This window comes from Lysinibacillus sp. FW301-JW8 (assembly GCF_058788755.1).
This window is the reverse complement of the sequence record NZ_JBYTBB010000010.1, coordinates 1-21,113: the sequence shown is the minus strand read 5'-3', so window position 1 is coordinate 21,113 and position 21,113 is coordinate 1. Positions and strand designations below refer to the sequence as shown.

Below are 21,113 nucleotides of genomic sequence, written 5' to 3'. Positions count from 1 at the left end.
ATGGCAAATTATAAATTAGTAGCCACGGCTGCGATGGGCTTAGAGGCAATTGTAGCACAAGAGGTAAATTCACTTGGCTATGAGACAACAGTAGATAATGGAAAAGTCTATTTTGAGGGTGATGAAACGGCCATTGCACGAACAAACTTATGGCTGCGAGTGGCAGATCGTGTAAAAATTGTTGTGGGCCAATTTCCAGCCTCATCTTTTGAGCAATTGTTTGAAAGCGTCAAGGCTTTACCTTGGGAAAAATATCTACCAGTAGATGCAGCCTTTCCAGTATCGGGGAAATCTGTCAAATCAAAATTGTTTAGTGTGCCAGATTGCCAGGCAATAACAAAAAAAGCCATTGTAGAGCGTATGAAGCAGCACTATAAACGTTTAGGGTTTTTGGACGAATCAGGCGCTACCTATAAAATAGAAGTTTCAATCTTAAAAGATATGGCTACACTTACTATTGACACGTCGGGCGCTGGTCTACATAAGCGTGGCTACCGACAAGCACAAGGTGAGGCGCCATTAAAAGAAACACTAGCGGCTGCACTTGTGCAAATTTCAAAATGGAATCCGAATCGACCGTTCGTAGATCCATTTTGTGGTTCGGGCACAATTGCTCTAGAGGCTGCTATGCTTGGGCAAAATATTGCACCGGGCTATAACCGTGAATTTATTTCAGAGGCTTGGCCGTGGATGAAGGCGAAAATCTGGGACGAAGTACGGGACGAAGCAGATAATTTAGCAAATTATGATCAACCACTAGAAATTTTTGGGTCTGATATTGACCATCGTATGGTGAGTATTGCGCAAGAGAATGCTCTAGAGGCTGGGTTTGGTGAGATGATTACGTTTAAGCAAATGCAAGCACGTGATTTTACGACACAGCTAACAGATGGCGTCATGATTGGTAATCCACCATATGGTGAACGTATTGGTGATGTTGAAGTTGTAGAGCAGGTGATTCGGGACTTGGGAACAATCATGAAGAACTATCCAACTTGGTCTGTGTATATGTTGTCCTCCATGAAAAACTTTGAGGAATTATATGGTCGTCAAGCGACGAAGAAACGTAAATTATTCAATGGTTTTATTGAAACGAATTATTATCAATTCTGGGGACAAAAGTCTAAAAGAGATTAAACATTGATAACGGAAGATAAGATTTTTTTCTTATCTTCCGTTTCGTCGCGTATAATAGGACCAGATAGTTAGAGGGGGAACGTCAATTGCGTAAATCTTTACCTTTTGTATTAACAAAGGATCGCTCGTTTTTTGAGTCATTAGGTGACTGGATGGGCGATGTCCTATATGATGAATTACCTGAAAAAGGCTTTGAATGCCGTGATGAGCAAATTTTTATGGCTTATCAAATAGAGCAGGCTCTAAAAGAAAAAAATGTGCTTTTTGCTGAGGCGGGTGTAGGAACTGGGAAAACGATAGCTTATCTTCTGCCAGCTGTATCCTATGCACGTTATACAGGTAAACCAGCCCTTATTGCTTGTGCGGATGAAACATTAATCGACCAGCTAGTAAAAGAGGGCGGAGATATTTATAAATTACAGAAAACATTAGGGCTTGACATTGATGTACGCTTAGCAAAATCAAGAGATCAATATTTATGCTTAAAGCGCTTTGAAGAGGCTGAAAAAGTAGAGACTGATGAATGGATTGATGATGTTGCGTTTTCTATACCTGACGGTGTATATGCACAAGGATCAATGATTGCCATTCAGCCCTATGGAGAACGTAGTGATTATCCGACAGTCAGTGATGAAGACTGGCAAAAGGTGAACTATAATGCCATTATGCAGTGTTCAGTATGTGATCAACGTAATAGATGTGGTCAAACATTACATCGTGCACATTATCGTAAATCCACGGATCTTATTATTTGTTCACAAGATTTCCTGATGGAGCATTTGGCAACTAAGGAATCCCGTGAGCGTGAAGGGCAATTGGCACTATTACCAGAAGTATCTATGATTGTGCTAGATGAGGGTCACCTATTAGAATATGCTGCTCAAAAAGCAATGACCTATAAAGTGCAGGCGACAACAATTGTTAAGCTTTTAGAACGTTTAATGGTAGATGGTGTGAGAGAGCGGACATTGTATGCCATGGAAAAATTACAAGATGACCATGAGCTATTTTTCGATCAGCTGCGTGATGATTTAGTTGCTTCTAAGGAGGAGCGTAAACGTATCAATAAATCGGCAACACTATTAAAGTATGGAAAACAATTGGTTGACGATGTAGAAATATTACTTGAGGAATTCGTCTTTGAATCTGAAATGTATATGATTCCCGAATACGAATTGAATATGGCTGAGGAGTATTTAGAGCAATACCAAGCCTCCTTACGTATTTTCATAGCACAGGGAGACGCTGTTGATTGGTTAGAGGAAACAGACGGGGAAGAAACACTCGTTATCATGCCACGACTTATTACAGAAGTTTTAGCAGAAAAATTATTTTCTAAAAAACTTCCGATTGTATTTTCATCAGCAACATTGTCTGTTAATAAGGACTTCTCATATATTTCCTATAGTCTAGGAATTCGAGACTATCAATCATTTTCTGTTCCATCGCCTTTTGATTATGAAGAAGTGATGCGAATTTATTTACATGAGCTATCCCAAAAGGAGAAGACATCGCGTGTTCAACAGCTTTTACGTGATGGAGAAAAAACGCTAATTTTATTTAAATCCAAGCAAGCCATGGTAGATTTTAAAGCTGAATTACCACTTATGGAACGGATGTATATGGCCTTTGAAGGAGATCGTGAGCTTTCTGCCATTGTTCGTGATTTTCAAGAGGGTACCATTAAAACATTATGCTCCTATCATTTATGGGAGGGACTAGATTTGCCAGAGGAGGCATTAACACGTGTCATTATTTATGACTTGCCTTTCCCACCGCATGATCCGTTATTTGATGCAAAACGTACGTTTGCAGAAAATCCGTATGAAGAGGTAGAATTACCATTTATGCAATTGCGTCTGCAACAAGGAATGGGGCGCTTAATTCGTACTTCAAACGATCATGGGGATATCCATATTTTGTTAAATGAACAAGAGGTATCTCAGCGTAAAACGTTTGAAAATATCTTAGCTGTTACACCAGAAATAAAATAAAAAAAAGCGGGTTTGCCTTAGGTGCAGGCCTGCTTTTTGCTATATTGAAATAGTAAAATCGACGTGAAATGCAGATAGAATTGAAAAAAGTGTTGAATATTTCTCTTTTAAGCTATATAGTTCTTTGTAATGCAACGAAAATTATTAAAATAAATTATTTTTTTGTTGAAAATAATTTTGCAAAAGGTTTATAATGATGACAAGAAATTTTAAGAATAGTCATTTTCAAGTTTGATTATTCTATGATAGGGGTGTTGAACCTGTCGAACATTCAATCATTGTGTAGTCAATATACAAGCTTATCTTCAACAGATATTGAAAAGTTACTGGAAATAGAAACTACACTATCGTATTATGCAGAGTTGACAGATTGCTATATGTTCATAGATTGTATGATGGAAAATCTACCACATGCAATTGTTGTAGCAGAAGCATTCCCGAAAAAAGAAAGACGTGTATACGAAAAGTCTGTTATTGGGAAATTTGTTTTTGAGAGTTTTGAACCAGCAGTATTTGCTGCTTTTAAAAATAAAGAAAAATCATCCATTTCTAGAGCTGTCACACAAGAAGGTATAACAGTTGAACAAAATGTTGTTCCACTCTTTAATAACGAGCAGCAGGTTATTGCCGTGTTGATTCAAGAAAAAAAGGTGGAGATGAAAACAACACCAAAAGATGATTTTCAAAATATGCCCTTTGCTTTAATTGAGCATATTGTAGAACCAAATTCTCAACCAATACCAGTCGTTTCTGATTTGTTAGTAGAATCTATTATTCTTACTAATCATGAGAACAAAGTAATTTATAGTAATCCTGCAGGCTATCGATTTATCTCAGAGCTTTCAGGGTTAGAACATTTTGACAATGTTGCATTGAATAAGATTTTGCCATTTTTACAAGAGGTGTATGATAAAGGCGATGATGTCTTTTTCTTAGAAATTACGATTGATCGTAAATCCTTCATTGTGAAAAAAATTCCTATTCGCAGTCAAAATGATAAAGTAACACTTCTCATTATTCATGATCTGACAGAGCTAAAGCTGAAAGAAAATGAACTGATGATGAAAACATTTGCAATACGAGAAATTCATCATCGTGTAAAAAATAATTTACAAACAGTTACAAGCCTATTGCGTTTGCAAATGCGAAATGACTTGACTGCTTCAAGTGCAAGTGCTTTTCAAGAGGCATTAAATCGAATATATAGTATTTCATCTGTCTATGAACTGATTTTAGAGAATGAGGATAATGCGGAAGAGAAAGTAGATGTTATCGCGTTATCTAAGAAAATTGGACATAAGATGGTGGGGACATCCAATACACCATCTATTCAATTAGTCTTCCATCATGAAGACATTCAGTTATTCTGTCATTCAAAGAAGGCTGTATCCCTTGCGTTAATCATTTGTGAGCTACTGCAAAATGCATTAAAATATGCTTTTGTTGGTCGTGAGGAAGGTACAATCGACATTCAATTTTTACAGGATACTTCTGTCATTTCACTTCATATTTCTGACAACGGCGTTGGAATGCAAGAAGTGAAGGCATCGTTTGGAATGGAGATTATTACAAGACTTGTTGAATACGATTTAGCTGGCACATTTTCAATTATCCCTAGTGAAGAAGGTACGCATACTCAAATTCAGTTTCCTGTAAGTGAGGAGGTATTTATCCTAAATGACTAGGAAAGTAATGATTGTCGAAGATGAGTCACTTATTGCCATTGATTTAAAATTTATGCTTGAAGATAATGGCTACGAGGTAGTGGCACAAGCAAACAATGGAGAATCGGCAATTGAGCTGGCTTTTGCACATGAGCCGCAGTTAATCCTAATGGATATTAAAATGCCCAAGCTAGATGGATTAAAGGCTAGCAAAATTATTGAACAGCAATTGGGTATACCAGTGCTATTTATATCAGCGTATAGTGAAAAAGAATTGCTTCTATACATGAAGCAAGACAATATTTTAGGATATGTCATGAAACCGTTTTCTGAGAAAAATGTCCTTCCAGCGTTGGAGGTGGCATTTCATCAAATTGATAAATTCAACCGTTTAAACGGAGAATTACTGCATAAACAAACTGAATTAGAAAAACGCAAAATCATCGAACGTGCAAAAGGTTTACTGATGCAGTCAGAAAAACTTAGCGAGGACGAGGCGTATAAAAAAATTCGAAATGAAAGTATGCAGACTCAGCAGGAAATGGTGACAATCGCGAAACGAATTATTAATACCTTACAAGTAAATAGTTGAAGCAAAGACGCTTTAAAGAGATTTCTTCTTTAAGGCGTCTTTTTTTATATAAATTTATCAAAATCAAAGGGGTGATGAGTAGGATGGCAATGATAGGAACGATCATCGTTTATATTATTATGATTTGTGCTGTTTTAGGGGCAATCGGAGCAATTCGAGATGCAGAGTATGGGATTGGTAAGGAATTTATGAATGGTATCCATACAGTTGGTCATATTTTCGTACCAGCGGCAGGAATCATGGCAGCTATACCTTACTTAACATGGTTTATTAGTCATTTTATTAGTCCGATTTTTGAATTGATTGGTGCTGATCCTGCAATTGCAGCAACAACCATTTTAGCTTCGGACATGGGCGGCTATCAATTAGCCAATGCTTTAAAAGAGTCATACGAGGGATGGGTAATGGCTCTAGTTGTTGGATTTATGTCAGGAGCAACCATTGTATTCTCAATTCCGATGGGACTTGCGATGTTAGATAAACGTGATCATAAATATATGGCGTTAGGTATTATGGCTGGCGTTTTAACAATTCCGATTGGCGCGTTTATTTCTTCCATCATGATTGTGCTGTTTAATACAGAGGTTCGTGAAGTAATTAGTACAACAGAGGCACCAACATATGTATTTGCTATTTCTGTATTACAAATATTAATCAATTTATTGCCTTTATTTATTTTCGTTATCTTAATTGCATTAGGACTAAAGTTAATTCCAAATGGCATGATCAAGGGCTTTATGATTTTTGGTCGCGTTATGGATGCTGGTATCAAGCTTGTACTTGTGTTCTCTATTGTAGAAATTTTCACAGGAATCTTTACAAAGGTTTTTGGAGCATGGGGCTTTGATCCGATTATGGCAGATGAGATCGATCAATTCCGAGCGTTAGAAACAGCTGGGTATATCGGTATTATGCTAGCGGGTGCATTCCCGATGGTGTACTTGATCAGAAAATATGCATCTAAACCTTTAGAAGCGGCAGGGAAAAGATTAGGTTTATCATCAGTAGGAAGTGCAGGGATTTTAGCAACAATTGCTAATATCTTGGCAATGTTTACACTGATTCGTCATATGCCTCCAAAAGATAAAGTCATTAATATTGCCTTTGGGGTTTGTTCAGCATTTTTACTTGGAGATCATTTATCGTTTACGGCTAACTTCCAGCCAACCATTATTTTACCTGTTATTGCAGGGAAGTTTTTAGCTGGTGTGATTGCGATTATTCTAGCCTATAAATTATCTGTACCAACAGCTTTAAGATTGGAGCAGGAAGATCGCGAGGCAGGCATTATCAAAGAAGGAGAATACCTAACAGACACTAAGTCTTAATAATTTGAAGAAAGAGGTGATGACGTGTGAGTGAAGAAAAAAAGCGGTTTATACAGGAGTTTGTACCTGGTAAGCAACTAACATTAAGTCATCTTATCGCAAATCCAGATCCTGATATGTTTCAAAAGCTTGGTATTCAAGAAGCAGGTGCACTTGGCATTATGACATGTACACCTAGTGAAACAGTGATTATTGCTGGTGATTTAGCCACAAAATCAGCCAATGTAAAACTAGGTTTTTTAGATCGCTTTACAGGCAGCCTGGTGATTGTTGGTAGTGTCTCTGAGGTGGAAATGGCGATGTTAGAAATTAATCGTTTTTTATCAGAGAAGTTGGGGTATACACCATCAAAAATAACGAAGTCATAGGATGTGCTGCCATATGAAAAATCGAGTAATGATAATAGGTGGTGTGCAAACTGGTAAGTCAACACTAATGAATGCATTATTAGGGAAAGACAGACAAGCCCAAAAAACACAGGCACTCGTTTTTGATGACTGGATTGTAGATACACCCGGAGAATATATTGAAAATCCGATGTATTACAGAAACATTATGGCCACATCACTTGAAGTAACACATGTGATTTATTTGCAGGATGCCACGTCATCAAGGAGTGTTTTCCCTCCACAATTTAGCTTAGGCATTCCAAAGATTCAAATTGGAGTGATTACGAAAATTGATGCACCACTTGCAGATATTGATAGAGCAACAGCATTATTACAAAATGTCATGACACATGGTCCTATTGTCAAAACCTCTTCATGGCAAAATCTTGGTATTGAGTTGATTGCACCACTTATTCAGCTCAATACTGACGAAGAAATTCGTCAATTTGTCAAGGATCGTGATAGTCCTTATCTCATGTATAGCCCTTAGCGGCGAGAGGGAGGAGTAAGTTGAAGACAGAAAAAATTTATAGTGCAGGCATTGATATTGGTACTAGTACAACAAAAATGGTTGTTAGTAGCTTTCTGTTGAAAAATGTTGCGGGGATAACACATGTACCACGAATAGAAATTATTGAAAAAACGGTGTTACATCAAAGTCCTATTATAAAAACACCATTTATCAATCATGAAATGATAGATATGGAAAAGATTGAACAATTTATATTTCAGCAATATCAGCTCGCTCAAATCTCACCAGCAGAAATCTCTACAGGTGCCATTATTATTACAGGTGAATCTGCTACGAAGGAAAATGCCAGTGAGGTTATTCACGCGATTTCGGATTCCGCTGGTCATTTTTTAGTGGCAACAGCAGGTCCTGATTTGGAAGGAATTATTGCCGCTAAAGGTGCAGGCACAGTGCAACAATCAAAAAATACTGCGAAAGTCATTGCAAATATTGATATTGGTGGCGGTACTGCGAATATTGCGGTTATGCAGTTTGGTGAAGTTATTGGTACATGCACACTTCATGTTGGTGGCAGACTCATAGAATTTCATAATGGTAAGGTTCAATCAATTTCGCCACCGATTAAGAAGCTGATGGAAAAGTGGTCACACCCATTACAGCTTGGTGATTCATCTAGTGATATTCGCGTGACACAGCTTATTCAAGAAATGGTAAGTACATTAGTAAAAACGCTAAATGGTCAATTAACAGATGAGCACCACCCATTACTGTTAGGTCATTTACCTAATTGGATTAAGCCAGTTGATGCTATTGTCTTTTCTGGCGGCGTGGCTTCCTGTATTTATGAAAATGATTGTACACAACGCCAGTATGATGATATCGGCGAAAAATTAGCGAAAATGTTAGTACAGCATGAGCAGCTACAATCATTTTTATGGCTGCAGCCTGAAGAAACTGCTCGAGCAACGGTAACGGGTGCAGGTATGCAAACAACAGAAATTAGCGGGGCAACCATTCAAGTGGATGAAGATGTACTACCTCTGAAAAATGTACCAGTATTCAATTGCCATATGAATAAAGCTGCAAAAGCATTTGAAGATACGTTGAAAATGGCAGTGGAAAGAGCAGATGCCTTATTTTCCACACAGGGCAATCGCGCTCCATTTGCGCTCTATTTTAGCGAATTACCGTATTTAAGCTTTCATGATGTACATGCATTATGTGAGGCTATTTTACAGCACTTGGCAACAAGATGCTCCAAAGAAATACCAATTATCATAGTCATTCAATCAGATTATGCAAAGATTATTGGGCAAACCATCCGGGCAATTAATCCAACGGTTCCAATCATTTGCATCGATCAAATCAAAGTGGAGACTGGTGATTACATCGACATTGGAGAGGTTCTGCCATCTGGCGTTGTTCCTGTTGTTGTGAAAACTCTTGCCTTTCACTCAAAGTAAGGAGGATGAATGTGAATCTATCGGTGATATTTGGTGGAGAAAAATATAATTTCAAATCTTTAAAAGATGTCATGGCCAAGGCCAATGAAGAAAAATCAGGAGATCAGCTGGCTGGTATCGCAGCTGAAACCGTGCAACAACGTATCGCAGCAAAGGCTGTGCTAAGTGAGCTTTTAGTAAAGGATATCCGAGAAAATCCATTAGTGCCGCAAGAAAACGATGAGGTTTCACGTATTATTGAGGGCGACATAAATGAGCAAATATATGGAGAAATCAAAAACTGGAGCATCGAGCAGCTACGCGAATATATTTTATCGAATGATACGGGTGATCGTGAGTTAAAGCGTTTAAGTAAAGGCATGAATTCTGAAATTATTGCTGCTGTCACAAAGCTTATGTCCAATTTAGATTTAGTCCATGCAGCTAATAAAGTAGAAATACTGTCGACGTGTAATATTACGATTGGGCAAAAGGGTACCCTTTCATCTCGATTGCAGCCTAACCATCCAACAGACAATATAGATGGCATTATTGCATCCCTAAAAGAAGGGCTGTCCTATGGTATCGGGGATGCTGTTATCGGCATTAATCCAGTGGATGATTCTGTTGAAAGTGTCAAAAAAGTATTAACTGCTACGAAAGAATTTATCAATGATTGGTCGATTCCTACGCAAAACTGTGTGTTGGCACATATCACAACACAAATGAAGGCTATTAAACAAGGGGCACCAGCGGATATGATTTTCCAAAGTATTGCTGGGACAGAAATTGCCAATCGTTCCTTCGGTATTTCTGCTGACTTAATTAGGGAAGCAGAGGAGCTTGTGAAGAAGCAGGGTACTGGTACTGGTCCGAATTTATTTTATTTTGAAACGGGACAAGGCTCAGAGCTTTCAGCAGAGGCACATATGGGAATTGACCAAGTAACGCTTGAATCACGTAACTATGGATTTGCAAGACATTTTAATCCTTACATCGTTAACACGGTTGTTGGTTTTATTGGACCTGAATATTTATACAATAACAAACAGGTTATCCGTGCTGGTTTAGAAGACCACTTTATGGGCAAAATGCACGGCATCCCAATGGGTGTTGATATTTGTTACACAAACCATATTAAGGCAGATCAAAATGATGTTGAGGATTTAAGTGTCTTACTAACAGCGGCTGGTGTCAATTTTATTATTGCTGCACCTATGGGCGATGATGTCATGCTGAACTATCAGTCTATGAGTTTCCATGATGTTGCTACATTACTTCAAACATTTGGCAAAAAACCAGCACCTGAATATTTAGCATGGCTTGAGAAAATGGGCATTTATGAAAATGGTCGTCTTTCAGCAAGAGCTGGCGATTTATCTTTATTTGAAAGGTAGGTGAGTCCATTGAATGAACAATTAATATCAATGATCACACAGCTTGTGGTAGAAAAGCTGGGGAATAATGTGTCAGATAAATCTACAAAACAGATAGCTGTAGAAGCTGAGGAACCAAAGGAAACACTTATAAAATTTTATGATACAGCAACAAACCAATCAGCTGAAGTGCCAAGTCCAATCCAATCAAATGAACCATTAATTAAGCTTTATCATCATGAATCGTTTCAACAAGAGAATTCTCATGACAAGTTAATTTACAATGAGCCTGCTTTTAACGAAGCACCAATTCAACCCTTTCATTTTGAAGATGATGAAGTATCTGAAAGTGTACAGGCAGCTAAACAACATACACCTGCAAGAATTGGTGTAGGCAGAGCTGGAACAAGACCTAAGACAAAAACATGGTTAAAATTTCGACTCGATCACGCAGCAGCAGTTGATGCAGTATATGGTGAGGTGACTGAGGGACTTTTACAAAAGCTGAATGTCTTTCAAGTGACAACGAAGGTAACAGATAAGGAAGAATATATTACAAGACCAGATTTAGGTCGCCGTTTATCTGATGAAGGAAAAGCATTGATTCAATCCAAATGCAAACAAAACCCAAAGGTTCAAATTATTATATCAAATGGTTTAAGTGCAAGTGCGATTGAAGAAAATGTGCAGGATGTTTATTTGGCGCTACAGCAAAGTCTTAGCAATTTAAATATTGAAATTGGTACGACATTCTATATTGATAAAGGGCGCGTGGCACTAATGGATGAGATTGGTGAGATTTTACAGCCAGAGGTCATCGTTTATTTAATTGGTGAGCGTCCAGGACTTGTATCAGCTGAATCGATGAGTGCTTATTTATGCTATAAGCCAAGAATTGGCACAGTGGAGGCTGAGCGAATGGTAATTTCAAACATTCATAAAGGTGGCATTCCGCCATTAGAGGCTGGAGCGTATCTAGGTACAGTGGTACAAAAAATCCTGCAATACCAGGCAAGTGGCGTAGATCTTGTCGCTAAAGAAGGTTAGGGGGCCAAAAGATGATACCTCAAAAAATAATGGCACAAATTTTGGCGATGCAAACAATTCCAAGAGTGAATAGTGAATTAGCAGAGCAGTTAGATTTAAAGCCAAATCATCATAGTATTGGGCTTGTTACATTAACAATTGACGATGTTGGCTATGTTGCCTTGGATGAGGCAACAAAAAAAGCAGATGTAGAGGTTGTCTATGCAAAAAGCTTTTATGCAGGTGCAGCCCATTCATCTGGGCCATTGTCAGGTGAAGTCATAGGTATTATTGCTGGAAGCTCACCTGATGAAATTCGTAGTGGGTTGGATGCTATTCAACAGAAAATACAATTTGATACGTATTTTGAAGCCATTAATCACAATGAAAATCATGCTCTTTTTGCTCATACCGTAGCTAGCTGTGGCACCTATCTTGCTGAGCTAGCAAATGTAAAGGCGGGTACAGCACTTGCATACTTAATTGCACCACCACTTGAAGCTGTAGTTGGTTTAGATGCAGCTCTAAAGGCAGCAGATGTTGAACTAAAGGTTTTCTTTGGTCCTCCATCTGAAACCAATTTTGGTGGTGGCTTATTAAGTGGAAGTCAATCTTCTTGTGAAGCAGCAGCTAATGCTTTTAGAGAAGCCATTGAAATTTTAGCAAGAAACCCAGTGATTTAGAAAGGAGGCTGCTCTATGTCTACATTAGATAAAGATTTATTAGCAATTCAGGAAATGAGAGATGCTGTTAAACATGCCAATACAGCTCAAGCTGCCTATATGCAATTTTCTCAGCAGCAAGTAGATAGTATTGTCAAGGCTGTTGCAGATGCAGCATTTAAAGAAGCGGATCGCTTAGCTAAAATGGCTGTACAAGAAACAGGGATGGGTATCCCAAATCATAAAAAGATGAAAAATGAAGTGGCTTCAAGAGATGTCTATGAGGATATTAAAGAATTAAAAACAGTTGGTATCGTAGGCTATGACCGTATGAAGAAGGTTGCAGAGATTGCTAGTCCCTTTGGAGTGATTGCAGGTATTGTGCCAACGACAAATCCAACGTCTACAGCCATCTTTAAAACGCTAATTTCATTAAAAACAAGAAATGGTTTAGTGCTTAGTCCACATCCATATGCTGTGAAATGTACAAAAGAGGCGTTAGATGTTTGTCGAGTAGCTGCGGAAAAGGCAGGGGCACCAGAAGGCTTGTTGCAATGCTTAACAATGTCTTCAATGGAGGCTACGCAGCAGCTAATGAAGCATCCAGATATTCACTTAATTCTAGCGACTGGTGGCGGAGCATTAGTAAAAGCAGCCTATAGTTCAGGAAAACCTGCTTATGGGGTAGGACCAGGAAATGTCCCAGCATATATTGAAAAATCTGCGAACATTCAAAAATCTGTGCGACAACTTGTGCAAAGTAAGTCATTTGATAATGGCACAATTTGTGCAACAGAGCAGGCTATTATTGTGGATAAGGTGATTGCTGAACAAGTACAGACGGAATTAAAGAAAAACGGTGCCTATCTATTAAATGCTGAAGAAAAAGTTAAAATGGAAAAATTGATTTCACCTGTTCCTGGAAAGGTAAATCCACAAATCGTCGGTAAATCAGCTACTTGCTTAGCGGATTCAGTTGGCATCACTGTACCAGAGGATACAAAAGTACTTGTTGGGTTGGAAACGATGATTGGTAAAAATATTCCGTTTTCGCTTGAAAAACTATCACCAATCTTTGCTCTCTATATAGTAGAAAACAGTACAGAAGCGAAGCAAGTCATGATTGACCTATTAAATATTGGTGGACGTGGACATTCTTGCTCGATTCACACTGAAAATGCAGCATTAGCTGAACAATTCTCTGTTGAATTACCTGTCTCACGTATTGTAGTCAATACATTATCATCTATCGGTGCGGTAGGTGGCACAACTGGATTAGCACCATCATTTACATTAGGCTGTGGTACATTTGGCGGTAATATCACGTCGGATAACATTACAGCAAGACATCTAATTAATATTAAACGTATGGCTTACGGTATTAAGGATGTAGAAGTACCAAAACCAGAATTTGAAGTACAGTCAGTCGTAGAGTCGGTTGTAGCACAAGAGCCTGCTCTCGATACAACAATGGTTCAACAAATTGTCGATCAGGTATTAAAACAAATCACATTACAAAATAAATAATTTGGAGGAATGACAAATGAGTACAGCATTAGGAATGGTAGAAACAAAAGGTTTAGTGGGAGCAATTGAAGCAGCAGACGCAATGGTAAAGGCAGCAAGCGTTAACTTAGTAGGTAAAGTACATGTTGGTGGCGGTATCGTGACAGTTCTTGTACGTGGAGATGTAGGTGCAGTAAAAGCGGCAACAGATGCAGGTGCAGCAGCAGCTCAACGCGTAGGGGAGCTTCTATCAGTACATGTAATCCCACGTCCACACCACGAATTAGAAATGATTTTACCAAAAGCTGAGGCTTAATTTTATCAGCAATGGGAGCTGATCCCAAAAGGATAGCTCTCATCTTGTCATAAAGAAACAACAATTCATGAAATATAGAGGTGGCTAATGTGACTACAGCGACAAAAACATTTCCAGTGGCCATATCGGCTCGTCATATCCATCTAAGTGAAGCAGATTTACAGGCACTTTTTGGTCCAAATGCGACACTAATAAAGGAATTTGACTTATCACAGCCAGGGCAATTTGCTGCGAAAGAGCGTGTCTCGATTGAGGGACCTAAAGGCATTATTCATAATGTCCGCGTATTGGGTCCAGTAAGAGCAGCAACACAATTGGAAGTAAGCCGAACAGATGCAATGAAGCTAGGTGTAACACCTCCTTTAAGACAATCAGGTGATATTGACAACTCAGCAGGCATTAAAATTATTCATCAAGATAATGAGTTAGTTATTCAACAAGGTGTAATCATTGCACAAGCACATATTCATATGACAGAAGAAGATGCTAAAGCATTGGAAGTACACAATAATGAATTAGTTTCTGTGGAAGTAGTAAGTGATCGACCTGTTACATTCCGTGGTGTTGTTGTACGTGTTTCCAATGACTTTAGTCTTGAAATGCATATTGATACGGATGAAGCAAATGCAGGTTTTATTGAACAGCAAGCACAGGGAAAATTAATAAAAGTATCATCGTAAGGAGGAGGAAAGATGCAAGAAAATTTAGTACAAAAAATTGTGGAAGAAGTTCTGCAACAAGTTTTAAAAAATCAATCTTCCCCTCCACATGACGGTAAAATTCCTATTGGTGTATCCGCACGTCATGTTCATCTTGCGCAAGCTGAAGTGGAACAGCTATTTGGTGAGAATTATCAGCTGACACCAAAGTTTGAACTATCACAGCCAGGGCAATTTGCTTCGGAGGAAACAGTGGTAATTGCTGGTCCAAAAGGATCGATTGAGCGTGTACGTATTCTTGGTCCTGCTCGTTCATTGTCTCAAGTGGAAGTGAGCTGGACAGATGCCATGAAATTAGGAATCAAGCCCCCATTAAGAATTTCAGGTGATATCCAAGGCTCTAGTCCAATTACATTGATTGGTCCAAAGGGGAGTGTTGTGTTAAAGGAAGGTCTCATTATTGCACAAGCTCATATTCATATGTCCCCTACGGACAGTGCGAGATTCAATGTAGTTGATGGACAGGCTGTACAAATCAAGGTAGAAGGTATTCGCCCAATTATTTTATCGAATGTGGCCATCCGAGTATCAGAGCGTTATCGATTAGAGATGCATATTGATACAGATGAGGCAAATGCAGGTTTAATTCAACAAGGAACACTTGCTGAAATCGTTCATCATCAAGTACATGAGCAACCTAAACCTGTGAAAGAGCAGTCTACAGTCGAACAGAAGGTGGAGCAATCATCTGTCTATCATTTTGACAAAAAGCTACTTTCGCAAATAGAAGTGTTAGAAATAGATGCGCGAGAAATTGTTGTACCAAAGAAAACCATTGTGACAGCATTGGCTTATGATAAGCTGCGAGAGTTAAATAAAACATTAACGATTCGTTCAGAGTAATAAGACAATCTGTGTAGCATAAAGAGGGTGAAGTTCATGCAAATGGGAAGAGTGATAGGCAGTGTATGGGCAACACGCAAGGAGGAAGGGCTGAATGGTTTAAAACTTCTAATCATTCAACCGATTGACTCCAATCAACAGCCGATTCGCACAGAAATTGTTGCAGCTGATCGTATAGGAGCGGGGATTGGTGATGATGTGCTCATTACAAGTGGTGGATCATCACGCTATATTATGAAAGAAAATCCGTTACCAATCGATGCAGTTGTCATAGGTATTATTGATTCCACTGAAGTGATGCGAGGTGAGGGAAATGAGTAGTGCAATTGGAATGATTGAGACAAAAGGATTAGTTGGTTCTTATGAGGCAGCTGATGCGATGATTAAGGCTTCTGATGTCACTATTGTAAAGCAAGAATTTGTTGATGGCGGAATTGTTACGATTGTCGTGAAGGGTGATGTCGGCTCTGTACAAGCAGCAGTTGAAGCTGGCAAAGAGGCAGCAAAACGCGTTGGAGAGTTATTAGGTGCTCATGTTATTCCAAGACCTGATGAAGATGTTTTTCAAATGATTAAGGGACCAGAAGCTCCAAAGAAAAAACCAGCCCCAGCAACTGCATCTACATCAGCACGAGCTAAAAAAACAACAGATACTGTAGCAACAGAAAATCGAGGTGAAGCATAATGGCATTTCGTAAAAGTAAAATAGCTGTTATCGGAGCTGGTCATACTGGCGCAACATTAAGTTTATTTTTAGCACAGAAAGAACTAGGTGATGTTGTCCTGCTCGATATTCCTGAAGCAGAAAATCCAACAAAGGGTAAGGCGTTGGATTTATTACAAACAGGACCAATTGAAAAATTTAATGTGTCTATTAAAGGTTCAAGCAATTACGAGGATATTGCTGGCGCTGATATTGTCATAATTACAGCTGGTATCCCACGTAAACCAGGCATGAGTCGTGATGATTTAGTCACAACAAATGCAAAAATTATTCAACAAGTGTCGAGACAAATTAAGCACTTTGCACCTAACAGTATCGTTCTTGTATTGAGTAACCCTGTTGATGCGATGACATATGTCTGTTATAAAGAAACAGGCTTCCCCAAAAATCGAATCATCGGTCAGTCAGGTGTATTAGATACAGCACGATTTAACACTTTTGTGGCACAGGAGCTTCACATTGCCCCAGAGGATGTTTCAGGCTTCGTATTAGGTGGGCATGGTGATGAAATGGTGCCATTAATTCGCTATTCCTATGCTGGTGGTATTCCATTAGAAAAGCTAATTTCACAAGACAGACTCCAGCAAATCGTAGAACGTACACGTAAAGGTGGCGGAGAAATTGTTGGGTTGTTAGGGAATGGTAGTGCTTATTACGCACCAGCTGCTGCATGTGCACAGATGGTCGAAATCATTATGAAGGATCAACGTAAAATAATTCCGTCAATTGCTCTTTTAGAAGGCGAGTATGGGTACTCCAATTTATTTTTAGGGGTACCGACAATACTAGGTGGCAATGGCATTGAATCTGTCATTGAATTACACTTAACAAATGAAGAAAAAACAGCGCTCGATCAATCAGCAGAGGCTGTAAAGCAAGTATTAACCATCTGTCAAAACATTTAATAAGGGAGGTCAGAGACCCTATTAAATGCTACCCTATGGATATATAGATCCCCAATATATATCCATAATAAATTTTCATGCTAAAATGTTTGATTGGAAACCGAACATTACACTTGAAAGCTAGTAAAAATTCCCCCGAATTTATATAGAGTAGGAAGCTCTCTTTGATCGTTGAAAACGATGAGGAGAGCTTCTTTTGTTTTGGATAGAATAGCTAATATGTTGGATAGAAAAAGCAAAGTGATGGATAGAATCATTAAAAAAATGGATAGAACGATTATATTAGGAAGAACATTGCCAGACACATAAATCTTGATTGACTTTGCCCTAAGGGGAAGGTGTATAAATGAATGGAGTGAGGTGATGTTGTGCTGTCTATTGGTGAATTTTCGAAAATATGTGGTGTTTCTACAAAAACACTTCGATATTACGATGAGATTGGGTTGATTAAACCTGATGGGATTAATGCTGAAAATGGGTATAGATATTATTCCATTTTGCAATTAAAAAGAATGCTTTTTATCAACCGATTAAAATCCTATCATTTTTCGCTTGAAGAAATTAAAACGATTTTGGAGTTAGAAGAGGATCAGTCTGAAGAAAAGCTTTGTACTGCTCTTCATCGCAAAAAACATGAAATACAGGAAAAGCTAAAGTCGTTTGAATATCTTCTACATCAACTAAATCATGATATTTCAGATTTAGAAAAGGGCGTACCCATTATGTCATATCTTGATGATATTGAAGTACAGCTTGTAGAAACAAAGTCGATGAACATCTTATTTAAGCGGCTAATGATGAGAAGTGATGATTATGAAGTCGGATATGGCAGGTATTTTAATGAGCTTTATGAAAAGATAGCGACAGAGAAGCTTACATTACTGGGTAAGCCAATGACGATTTATCATAGTCCTGACTATAATCCTGCGGGCAATGATACAGAGTTTGCTATTCCGATTAAAGAAGTTGTAAATGGGGCAAGAAATTTGCCAGGCGGACTTTGTGCCAAATCAATCTTAAAGGGGGCTTACCCAGAATTAACTTCTGTATATGCTAATTTGATAAAGTGGATTGATCTTGAAGGCTATGAGTTGATACTGCCACCATATGAAGTATATATAACAGACCCAAATCAAACAAAGAAACCTGAGAATTATGTGACAGAGGTGTATTTTCCTATAAAGAAAAAATAATTGGAGGTCACTATGCAAAAAACTATTAATTGGCTAGAAATTGAGCTAGAAATCGTAAAAATGAACAGTGAAAAGCTTTCGAAGCTTGAGTCGACAATAAAAGAGTACTATAGCAATATAAATGGTATTGTAATTGTTAGAGATGGCTATTTAGCCTATGAAAAGTATTTTAATGATAAAGGACCAGATGATGCCCAGCATGTGGCATCTGTTACGAAAAGCGTCATATCTGCACTGATTGGTATTGCGATTGAAGCTGGATATATTCAAAGCGTTGAACAAAAGGTGCTAGATTTTTTCCCTGAATATAATGCTGTTGATCAGTATAAACACCAGATTACGATTCGTCATCTTCTCACAATGACAGTACCCTATCCGTTTGAGGACTGGCATGAGCCGCTTGATGTGCTATGCCAGCAACAGGATTGGGTTAAGTATATTCTTGATATTATGGGGGATAAAGGGGATTTAGGTACTTTTAAATATTCTACTGCTGGAGCACATTTACTTTCAGCTATTCTTACTCGAAGCACAGGCAAGAGTGCTCAAGCATTTGCTAATGAGCATTTATTTAAACCACTTGGTATGAAAGAAATACCTAACTTTCAAATGCAGGCATATGAATTTGATGATTTATTCGGCAAAAACGTGAAAGGCTGGGTGCATGATTCAAACGGTATTTCTACAGGAGGATGGGGGCTAACCCTTACAACACGTGATATGGCACGATTCGGTTATCTTTATATAAACAATGGCACTTGGGGGAATAACAGGATTCTTTCGGAGACTTGGATAACAGAATCAACAAAGCGGAACCCAAACAATTACGGCTATTTATGGTGGCTAAGAGAGGATGCTGACATCTTGACTTATTCTGCAATGGGAGATGGAGGCCATATAATTTGTTGTATACCTAAGCTGAAGATGGTGGTTGCCATTGCATCAGAATTTATGATACAGCCAAAGGATAGATGGAACTTCATTAAAGAGCATATACTTCCTATGATGCATGATTAATACTCCAATAAAGCCCTTTCCATGTACGGATAGGGCCTTTAATAATGGTAGGTAAGGTTTTAATTTACTATTTTCTTATACTTCCACAAAGTCCACAATATACAAAATTTTCGAAAATATGATAAACTAATAGCGTAAAAAAAGGAGGATGATAGGATAGCATGACTGTACAACAATTTACAGACTATGTGAAAAAAATGAAGCATTATGAGGAAGCACTGAATGTGATTTATTGGGATATGCGTACAGGTGCGCCAAAAAAAGGATTAGCACAACGCTCAGAGGTAATTGGAACATTATCAGCCTCCTTATTTGATATGCAAACTAGTGAGGAATTAGGAAACTTATTGGATACACTAGAGTCAAAAAAGGCTGATCTTGATTACGTAACCCTTCGTTTAGTAGAGGAAGTGCGTAAAAATTACGATCAAAATAAGAAAATACCACCAAATGAATATAAAGAATACGTTATTCTACAATCTAAAGCAGAGACAGCTTGGGAGGAAGCGAAGGCAGCCGATAATTTCGCATTATTTCTACCTTATTTAGAAAAAATCATAAGCTGTCAGAAGAAATTTATTGACTATTGGGGTATAAAAAACGGCTCTCCATATAATACTCTTCTAGATTTATATGAGCCTGATATGACGACAGATGTGCTAGATAATGTCTTTGGTGAATTACGTAAAACAATTGTGTCACTTGTACAAAAAATTGCAGCTTCACCCAATAAACCAAATACAAGCGTATTATTTAAGCATTTCCCTCGTGAGTCACAGCGCGCACTATCACTAGAAATGCTGGCACAGCTTGGCTATGATTTTGATGCAGGGCGTTTAGATGAAAGTGTACATCCATTTATGATTGGCTTGAATCACGGTGATAATCGAATTACTACAAAATATGATGAAAACGATTTTCGCTCAGCGATTTTTGGAACAATTCATGAGTGTGGTCATGCGATGTATGAGCAAAATATCGATGAAAAGCTGGATGGTTTACCACTAGCAACAGGTACATCAATGGGAATCCATGAATCCCAATCGTTATTTTATGAAAACTTTGTCGGTAGAAATGAAAAGTTTTGGGAGCATAACTATGAGCGACTGCAGCACTTTTCACCAGCACAGTTTGGGAATGTAGCATTAGCAGATTACCTGCGTGCCATTAATATGGTGGAGCCGTCCTTTATTCGCATTGAAGCGGATGAACTGACATATCCATTACATATTATGATTCGTTATGAAATCGAACGAGATTTATTTAATGGCAATTTGCAGGCAAAAGATTTACCGCAAGTATGGAATGATAAGTACGAGGAGTATTTAGGTATCCGACCTGAGACAGATGCACAAGGGGTTTTACAAGATATGCATTGGTCTGGTGGTATGTTTGGTTATTTCCCTTCCTATGCTTTAGGAATGATCTATGCCGCACAATGGAAGCATGCCATGGATAAAGATATTCCAAACTTTGATGAGCTGCTGGAAAAGGGGGAGCTCCTCCCAATTCGAGAATGGCTAACAGACAAGGTTCATCAATATGGTGCATTGAAAAAGCCGTTTGAATTACTGCAAGAGGCAACAGGAGAGGTCTTAAATGCCAACTATTTAGCAAACTATCTACAAGACAAGTACACAAAATTATATAAGCTTTAAAGAAAAAGCGATTTCTCTGTATCGAGAAATCGCTTTTCATGTTGTTGAAATACTATTATGTCAATGAAATCAAGTGACAAATTAAAAAGTATAGCCCTTTTTCAAAACGAGGGGTTGATCTCCGTTCCGACTGAGTGCTTTCCTGGGGGC

21 protein-coding genes are annotated in these 21,113 nt (G+C 38.3%); all 21 read left to right on the top strand.

Annotation, left to right across the window (positions count from 1 at the left end; translation table 11 throughout):
- The 21 genes from AC3WOM_RS06185 to AC3WOM_RS06085 all read left to right on the top strand — a co-directional run bounded on the left by AC3WOM_RS06185 (position 1) and on the right by AC3WOM_RS06085 (position 20,963).
- Positions 1-1,137 carry a THUMP domain-containing class I SAM-dependent RNA methyltransferase gene (locus AC3WOM_RS06185; protein WP_492445649.1) on the top strand — a complete coding sequence of 379 codons (1,137 nt, stop codon included), beginning with the start codon at positions 1-3 and terminating at the stop codon, positions 1,135-1,137.
- An 86-nt stretch (positions 1,138-1,223) separates the two neighbouring features.
- Complete coding sequence (locus tag AC3WOM_RS06180; protein ID WP_492445647.1) at positions 1,224-3,131, top strand: ATP-dependent DNA helicase; 1,908 nt, start codon at positions 1,224-1,226, stop codon at positions 3,129-3,131.
- 242 nt (positions 3,132-3,373) lie between these two features.
- Complete coding sequence (locus tag AC3WOM_RS06175; RefSeq protein ID WP_427545188.1) at positions 3,374-4,816, top strand: histidine kinase N-terminal domain-containing protein; 1,443 nt, start codon at positions 3,374-3,376, stop codon at positions 4,814-4,816.
- Positions 4,809-5,387 (top strand): ANTAR domain-containing response regulator, encoded by a 579-nt coding sequence (locus AC3WOM_RS06170; protein ID WP_427545186.1) that lies wholly within the window; start codon positions 4,809-4,811, stop codon positions 5,385-5,387. Before AC3WOM_RS06175 ends, AC3WOM_RS06170 begins: the two co-directional genes overlap by 8 nt.
- 83 nt (positions 5,388-5,470) lie before the next feature.
- Positions 5,471-6,715, top strand: coding sequence for an ethanolamine utilization protein EutH (gene eutH / locus AC3WOM_RS06165; protein WP_492445644.1), 1,245 nt, complete (start codon positions 5,471-5,473; stop codon positions 6,713-6,715).
- A gap of 26 nt (positions 6,716-6,741) precedes the next feature.
- Positions 6,742-7,083: an ethanolamine utilization microcompartment protein EutS gene (eutS, locus tag AC3WOM_RS06160; RefSeq protein WP_283871719.1), complete on the top strand. Its 342-nt coding sequence runs from the start codon at positions 6,742-6,744 to the stop codon at positions 7,081-7,083.
- A 13-nt stretch (positions 7,084-7,096) separates the two neighbouring features.
- A complete protein-coding gene (locus AC3WOM_RS06155; protein ID WP_427545182.1) occupies positions 7,097-7,594 on the top strand; it encodes a EutP/PduV family microcompartment system protein in 498 nt (165 codons plus the stop codon).
- Between the two features lie 20 nt (positions 7,595-7,614).
- A complete protein-coding gene (locus AC3WOM_RS06150) occupies positions 7,615-9,039 on the top strand; it encodes an ethanolamine ammonia-lyase reactivating factor EutA (protein ID WP_492445641.1) in 1,425 nt (474 codons plus the stop codon).
- A gap of 5 nt (positions 9,040-9,044) precedes the next feature.
- Complete coding sequence (locus AC3WOM_RS06145; protein ID WP_427545178.1) at positions 9,045-10,415, top strand: ethanolamine ammonia-lyase subunit EutB; 1,371 nt, start codon at positions 9,045-9,047, stop codon at positions 10,413-10,415.
- A 9-nt stretch (positions 10,416-10,424) separates the two neighbouring features.
- Positions 10,425-11,441, top strand: coding sequence for an ethanolamine ammonia-lyase subunit EutC (gene eutC, locus AC3WOM_RS06140; RefSeq protein ID WP_492445639.1), 1,017 nt, complete (start codon positions 10,425-10,427; stop codon positions 11,439-11,441).
- An 11-nt stretch (positions 11,442-11,452) separates the two neighbouring features.
- Positions 11,453-12,103 carry an ethanolamine utilization microcompartment protein EutL gene (gene eutL, locus AC3WOM_RS06135; RefSeq protein ID WP_427545174.1) on the top strand — a complete coding sequence of 217 codons (651 nt, stop codon included), beginning with the start codon at positions 11,453-11,455 and terminating at the stop codon, positions 12,101-12,103.
- Between the two features lie 15 nt (positions 12,104-12,118).
- The gene (locus tag AC3WOM_RS06130) at positions 12,119-13,609 is read left to right on the top strand and encodes an aldehyde dehydrogenase family protein (RefSeq protein WP_492445636.1); all 1,491 of its coding nucleotides are present in this window, start codon (positions 12,119-12,121) and stop codon (positions 13,607-13,609) included.
- A gap of 16 nt (positions 13,610-13,625) precedes the next feature.
- Positions 13,626-13,904 carry a BMC domain-containing protein gene (locus AC3WOM_RS06125; RefSeq protein WP_004269321.1) on the top strand — a complete coding sequence of 93 codons (279 nt, stop codon included), beginning with the start codon at positions 13,626-13,628 and terminating at the stop codon, positions 13,902-13,904.
- 89 nt (positions 13,905-13,993) lie between these two features.
- The gene (locus AC3WOM_RS06120; protein ID WP_492445634.1) at positions 13,994-14,584 is read left to right on the top strand and encodes a phosphate propanoyltransferase; all 591 of its coding nucleotides are present in this window, start codon (positions 13,994-13,996) and stop codon (positions 14,582-14,584) included.
- A gap of 12 nt (positions 14,585-14,596) precedes the next feature.
- Positions 14,597-15,466 (top strand): phosphate propanoyltransferase, encoded by an 870-nt coding sequence (locus AC3WOM_RS06115; RefSeq protein ID WP_492445632.1) that lies wholly within the window; start codon positions 14,597-14,599, stop codon positions 15,464-15,466.
- 36 nt (positions 15,467-15,502) lie between these two features.
- Positions 15,503-15,787 carry a EutN/CcmL family microcompartment protein gene (locus tag AC3WOM_RS06110; protein ID WP_427545167.1) on the top strand — a complete coding sequence of 95 codons (285 nt, stop codon included), beginning with the start codon at positions 15,503-15,505 and terminating at the stop codon, positions 15,785-15,787.
- On the top strand, positions 15,780-16,151 hold the full coding sequence (locus tag AC3WOM_RS06105) for a BMC domain-containing protein (RefSeq protein WP_427545165.1): 372 nt from the start codon (positions 15,780-15,782) through the stop codon (positions 16,149-16,151). Before AC3WOM_RS06110 ends, AC3WOM_RS06105 begins: the two co-directional genes overlap by 8 nt.
- On the top strand, positions 16,151-17,095 hold the full coding sequence (mdh, locus tag AC3WOM_RS06100) for a malate dehydrogenase (RefSeq protein WP_427545163.1): 945 nt from the start codon (positions 16,151-16,153) through the stop codon (positions 17,093-17,095). Before AC3WOM_RS06105 ends, mdh begins: the two co-directional genes overlap by 1 nt.
- A gap of 368 nt (positions 17,096-17,463) precedes the next feature.
- Positions 17,464-18,288, top strand: a complete 825-nt coding sequence (locus tag AC3WOM_RS06095) for a MerR family transcriptional regulator (protein ID WP_427545161.1) — start codon at positions 17,464-17,466, stop codon at positions 18,286-18,288.
- Positions 18,289-18,300: 12 nt separating this feature from the next.
- On the top strand, positions 18,301-19,305 hold the full coding sequence (locus AC3WOM_RS06090; RefSeq protein ID WP_492445629.1) for a serine hydrolase domain-containing protein: 1,005 nt from the start codon (positions 18,301-18,303) through the stop codon (positions 19,303-19,305).
- A gap of 161 nt (positions 19,306-19,466) precedes the next feature.
- The gene (locus AC3WOM_RS06085; protein WP_492445627.1) at positions 19,467-20,963 is read left to right on the top strand and encodes a carboxypeptidase M32; all 1,497 of its coding nucleotides are present in this window, start codon (positions 19,467-19,469) and stop codon (positions 20,961-20,963) included.
- Positions 20,964-21,113 lie beyond the last annotated feature (150 nt).

Bases quoted from the DNA above. Each gene is read 5' to 3' on its own strand.
- AC3WOM_RS06185 (WP_492445649.1), top strand. From the start codon at position 1: ATGGCAAATTATAAATTAGTAGCCACGGCTGCGATGGGCTTAGAGGCA.
- AC3WOM_RS06175 (WP_427545188.1), top strand. From the start codon at position 3,374: ATGATAGGGGTGTTGAACCTGTCGAACATTCAATCATTGTGTAGTCAA.
- AC3WOM_RS06170 (WP_427545186.1), top strand. From the start codon at position 4,809: ATGACTAGGAAAGTAATGATTGTCGAAGATGAGTCACTTATTGCCATT.
- eutH (WP_492445644.1), top strand. From the start codon at position 5,471: ATGGCAATGATAGGAACGATCATCGTTTATATTATTATGATTTGTGCT.
- AC3WOM_RS06155 (WP_427545182.1), top strand. From the start codon at position 7,097: ATGAAAAATCGAGTAATGATAATAGGTGGTGTGCAAACTGGTAAGTCA.
- AC3WOM_RS06145 (WP_427545178.1), top strand. From the start codon at position 9,045: ATGAATGTGAATCTATCGGTGATATTTGGTGGAGAAAAATATAATTTC.
- eutL (WP_427545174.1), top strand. From the start codon at position 11,453: ATGATACCTCAAAAAATAATGGCACAAATTTTGGCGATGCAAACAATT.
- AC3WOM_RS06130 (WP_492445636.1), top strand. From the start codon at position 12,119: ATGTCTACATTAGATAAAGATTTATTAGCAATTCAGGAAATGAGAGAT.
- AC3WOM_RS06125 (WP_004269321.1), top strand. From the start codon at position 13,626: ATGAGTACAGCATTAGGAATGGTAGAAACAAAAGGTTTAGTGGGAGCA.
- AC3WOM_RS06115 (WP_492445632.1), top strand. From the start codon at position 14,597: ATGCAAGAAAATTTAGTACAAAAAATTGTGGAAGAAGTTCTGCAACAA.
- AC3WOM_RS06110 (WP_427545167.1), top strand. From the start codon at position 15,503: ATGCAAATGGGAAGAGTGATAGGCAGTGTATGGGCAACACGCAAGGAG.
- AC3WOM_RS06105 (WP_427545165.1), top strand. From the start codon at position 15,780: ATGAGTAGTGCAATTGGAATGATTGAGACAAAAGGATTAGTTGGTTCT.
- mdh (WP_427545163.1), top strand. From the start codon at position 16,151: ATGGCATTTCGTAAAAGTAAAATAGCTGTTATCGGAGCTGGTCATACT.
- AC3WOM_RS06090 (WP_492445629.1), top strand. From the start codon at position 18,301: ATGCAAAAAACTATTAATTGGCTAGAAATTGAGCTAGAAATCGTAAAA.
- AC3WOM_RS06085 (WP_492445627.1), top strand. From the start codon at position 19,467: ATGACTGTACAACAATTTACAGACTATGTGAAAAAAATGAAGCATTAT.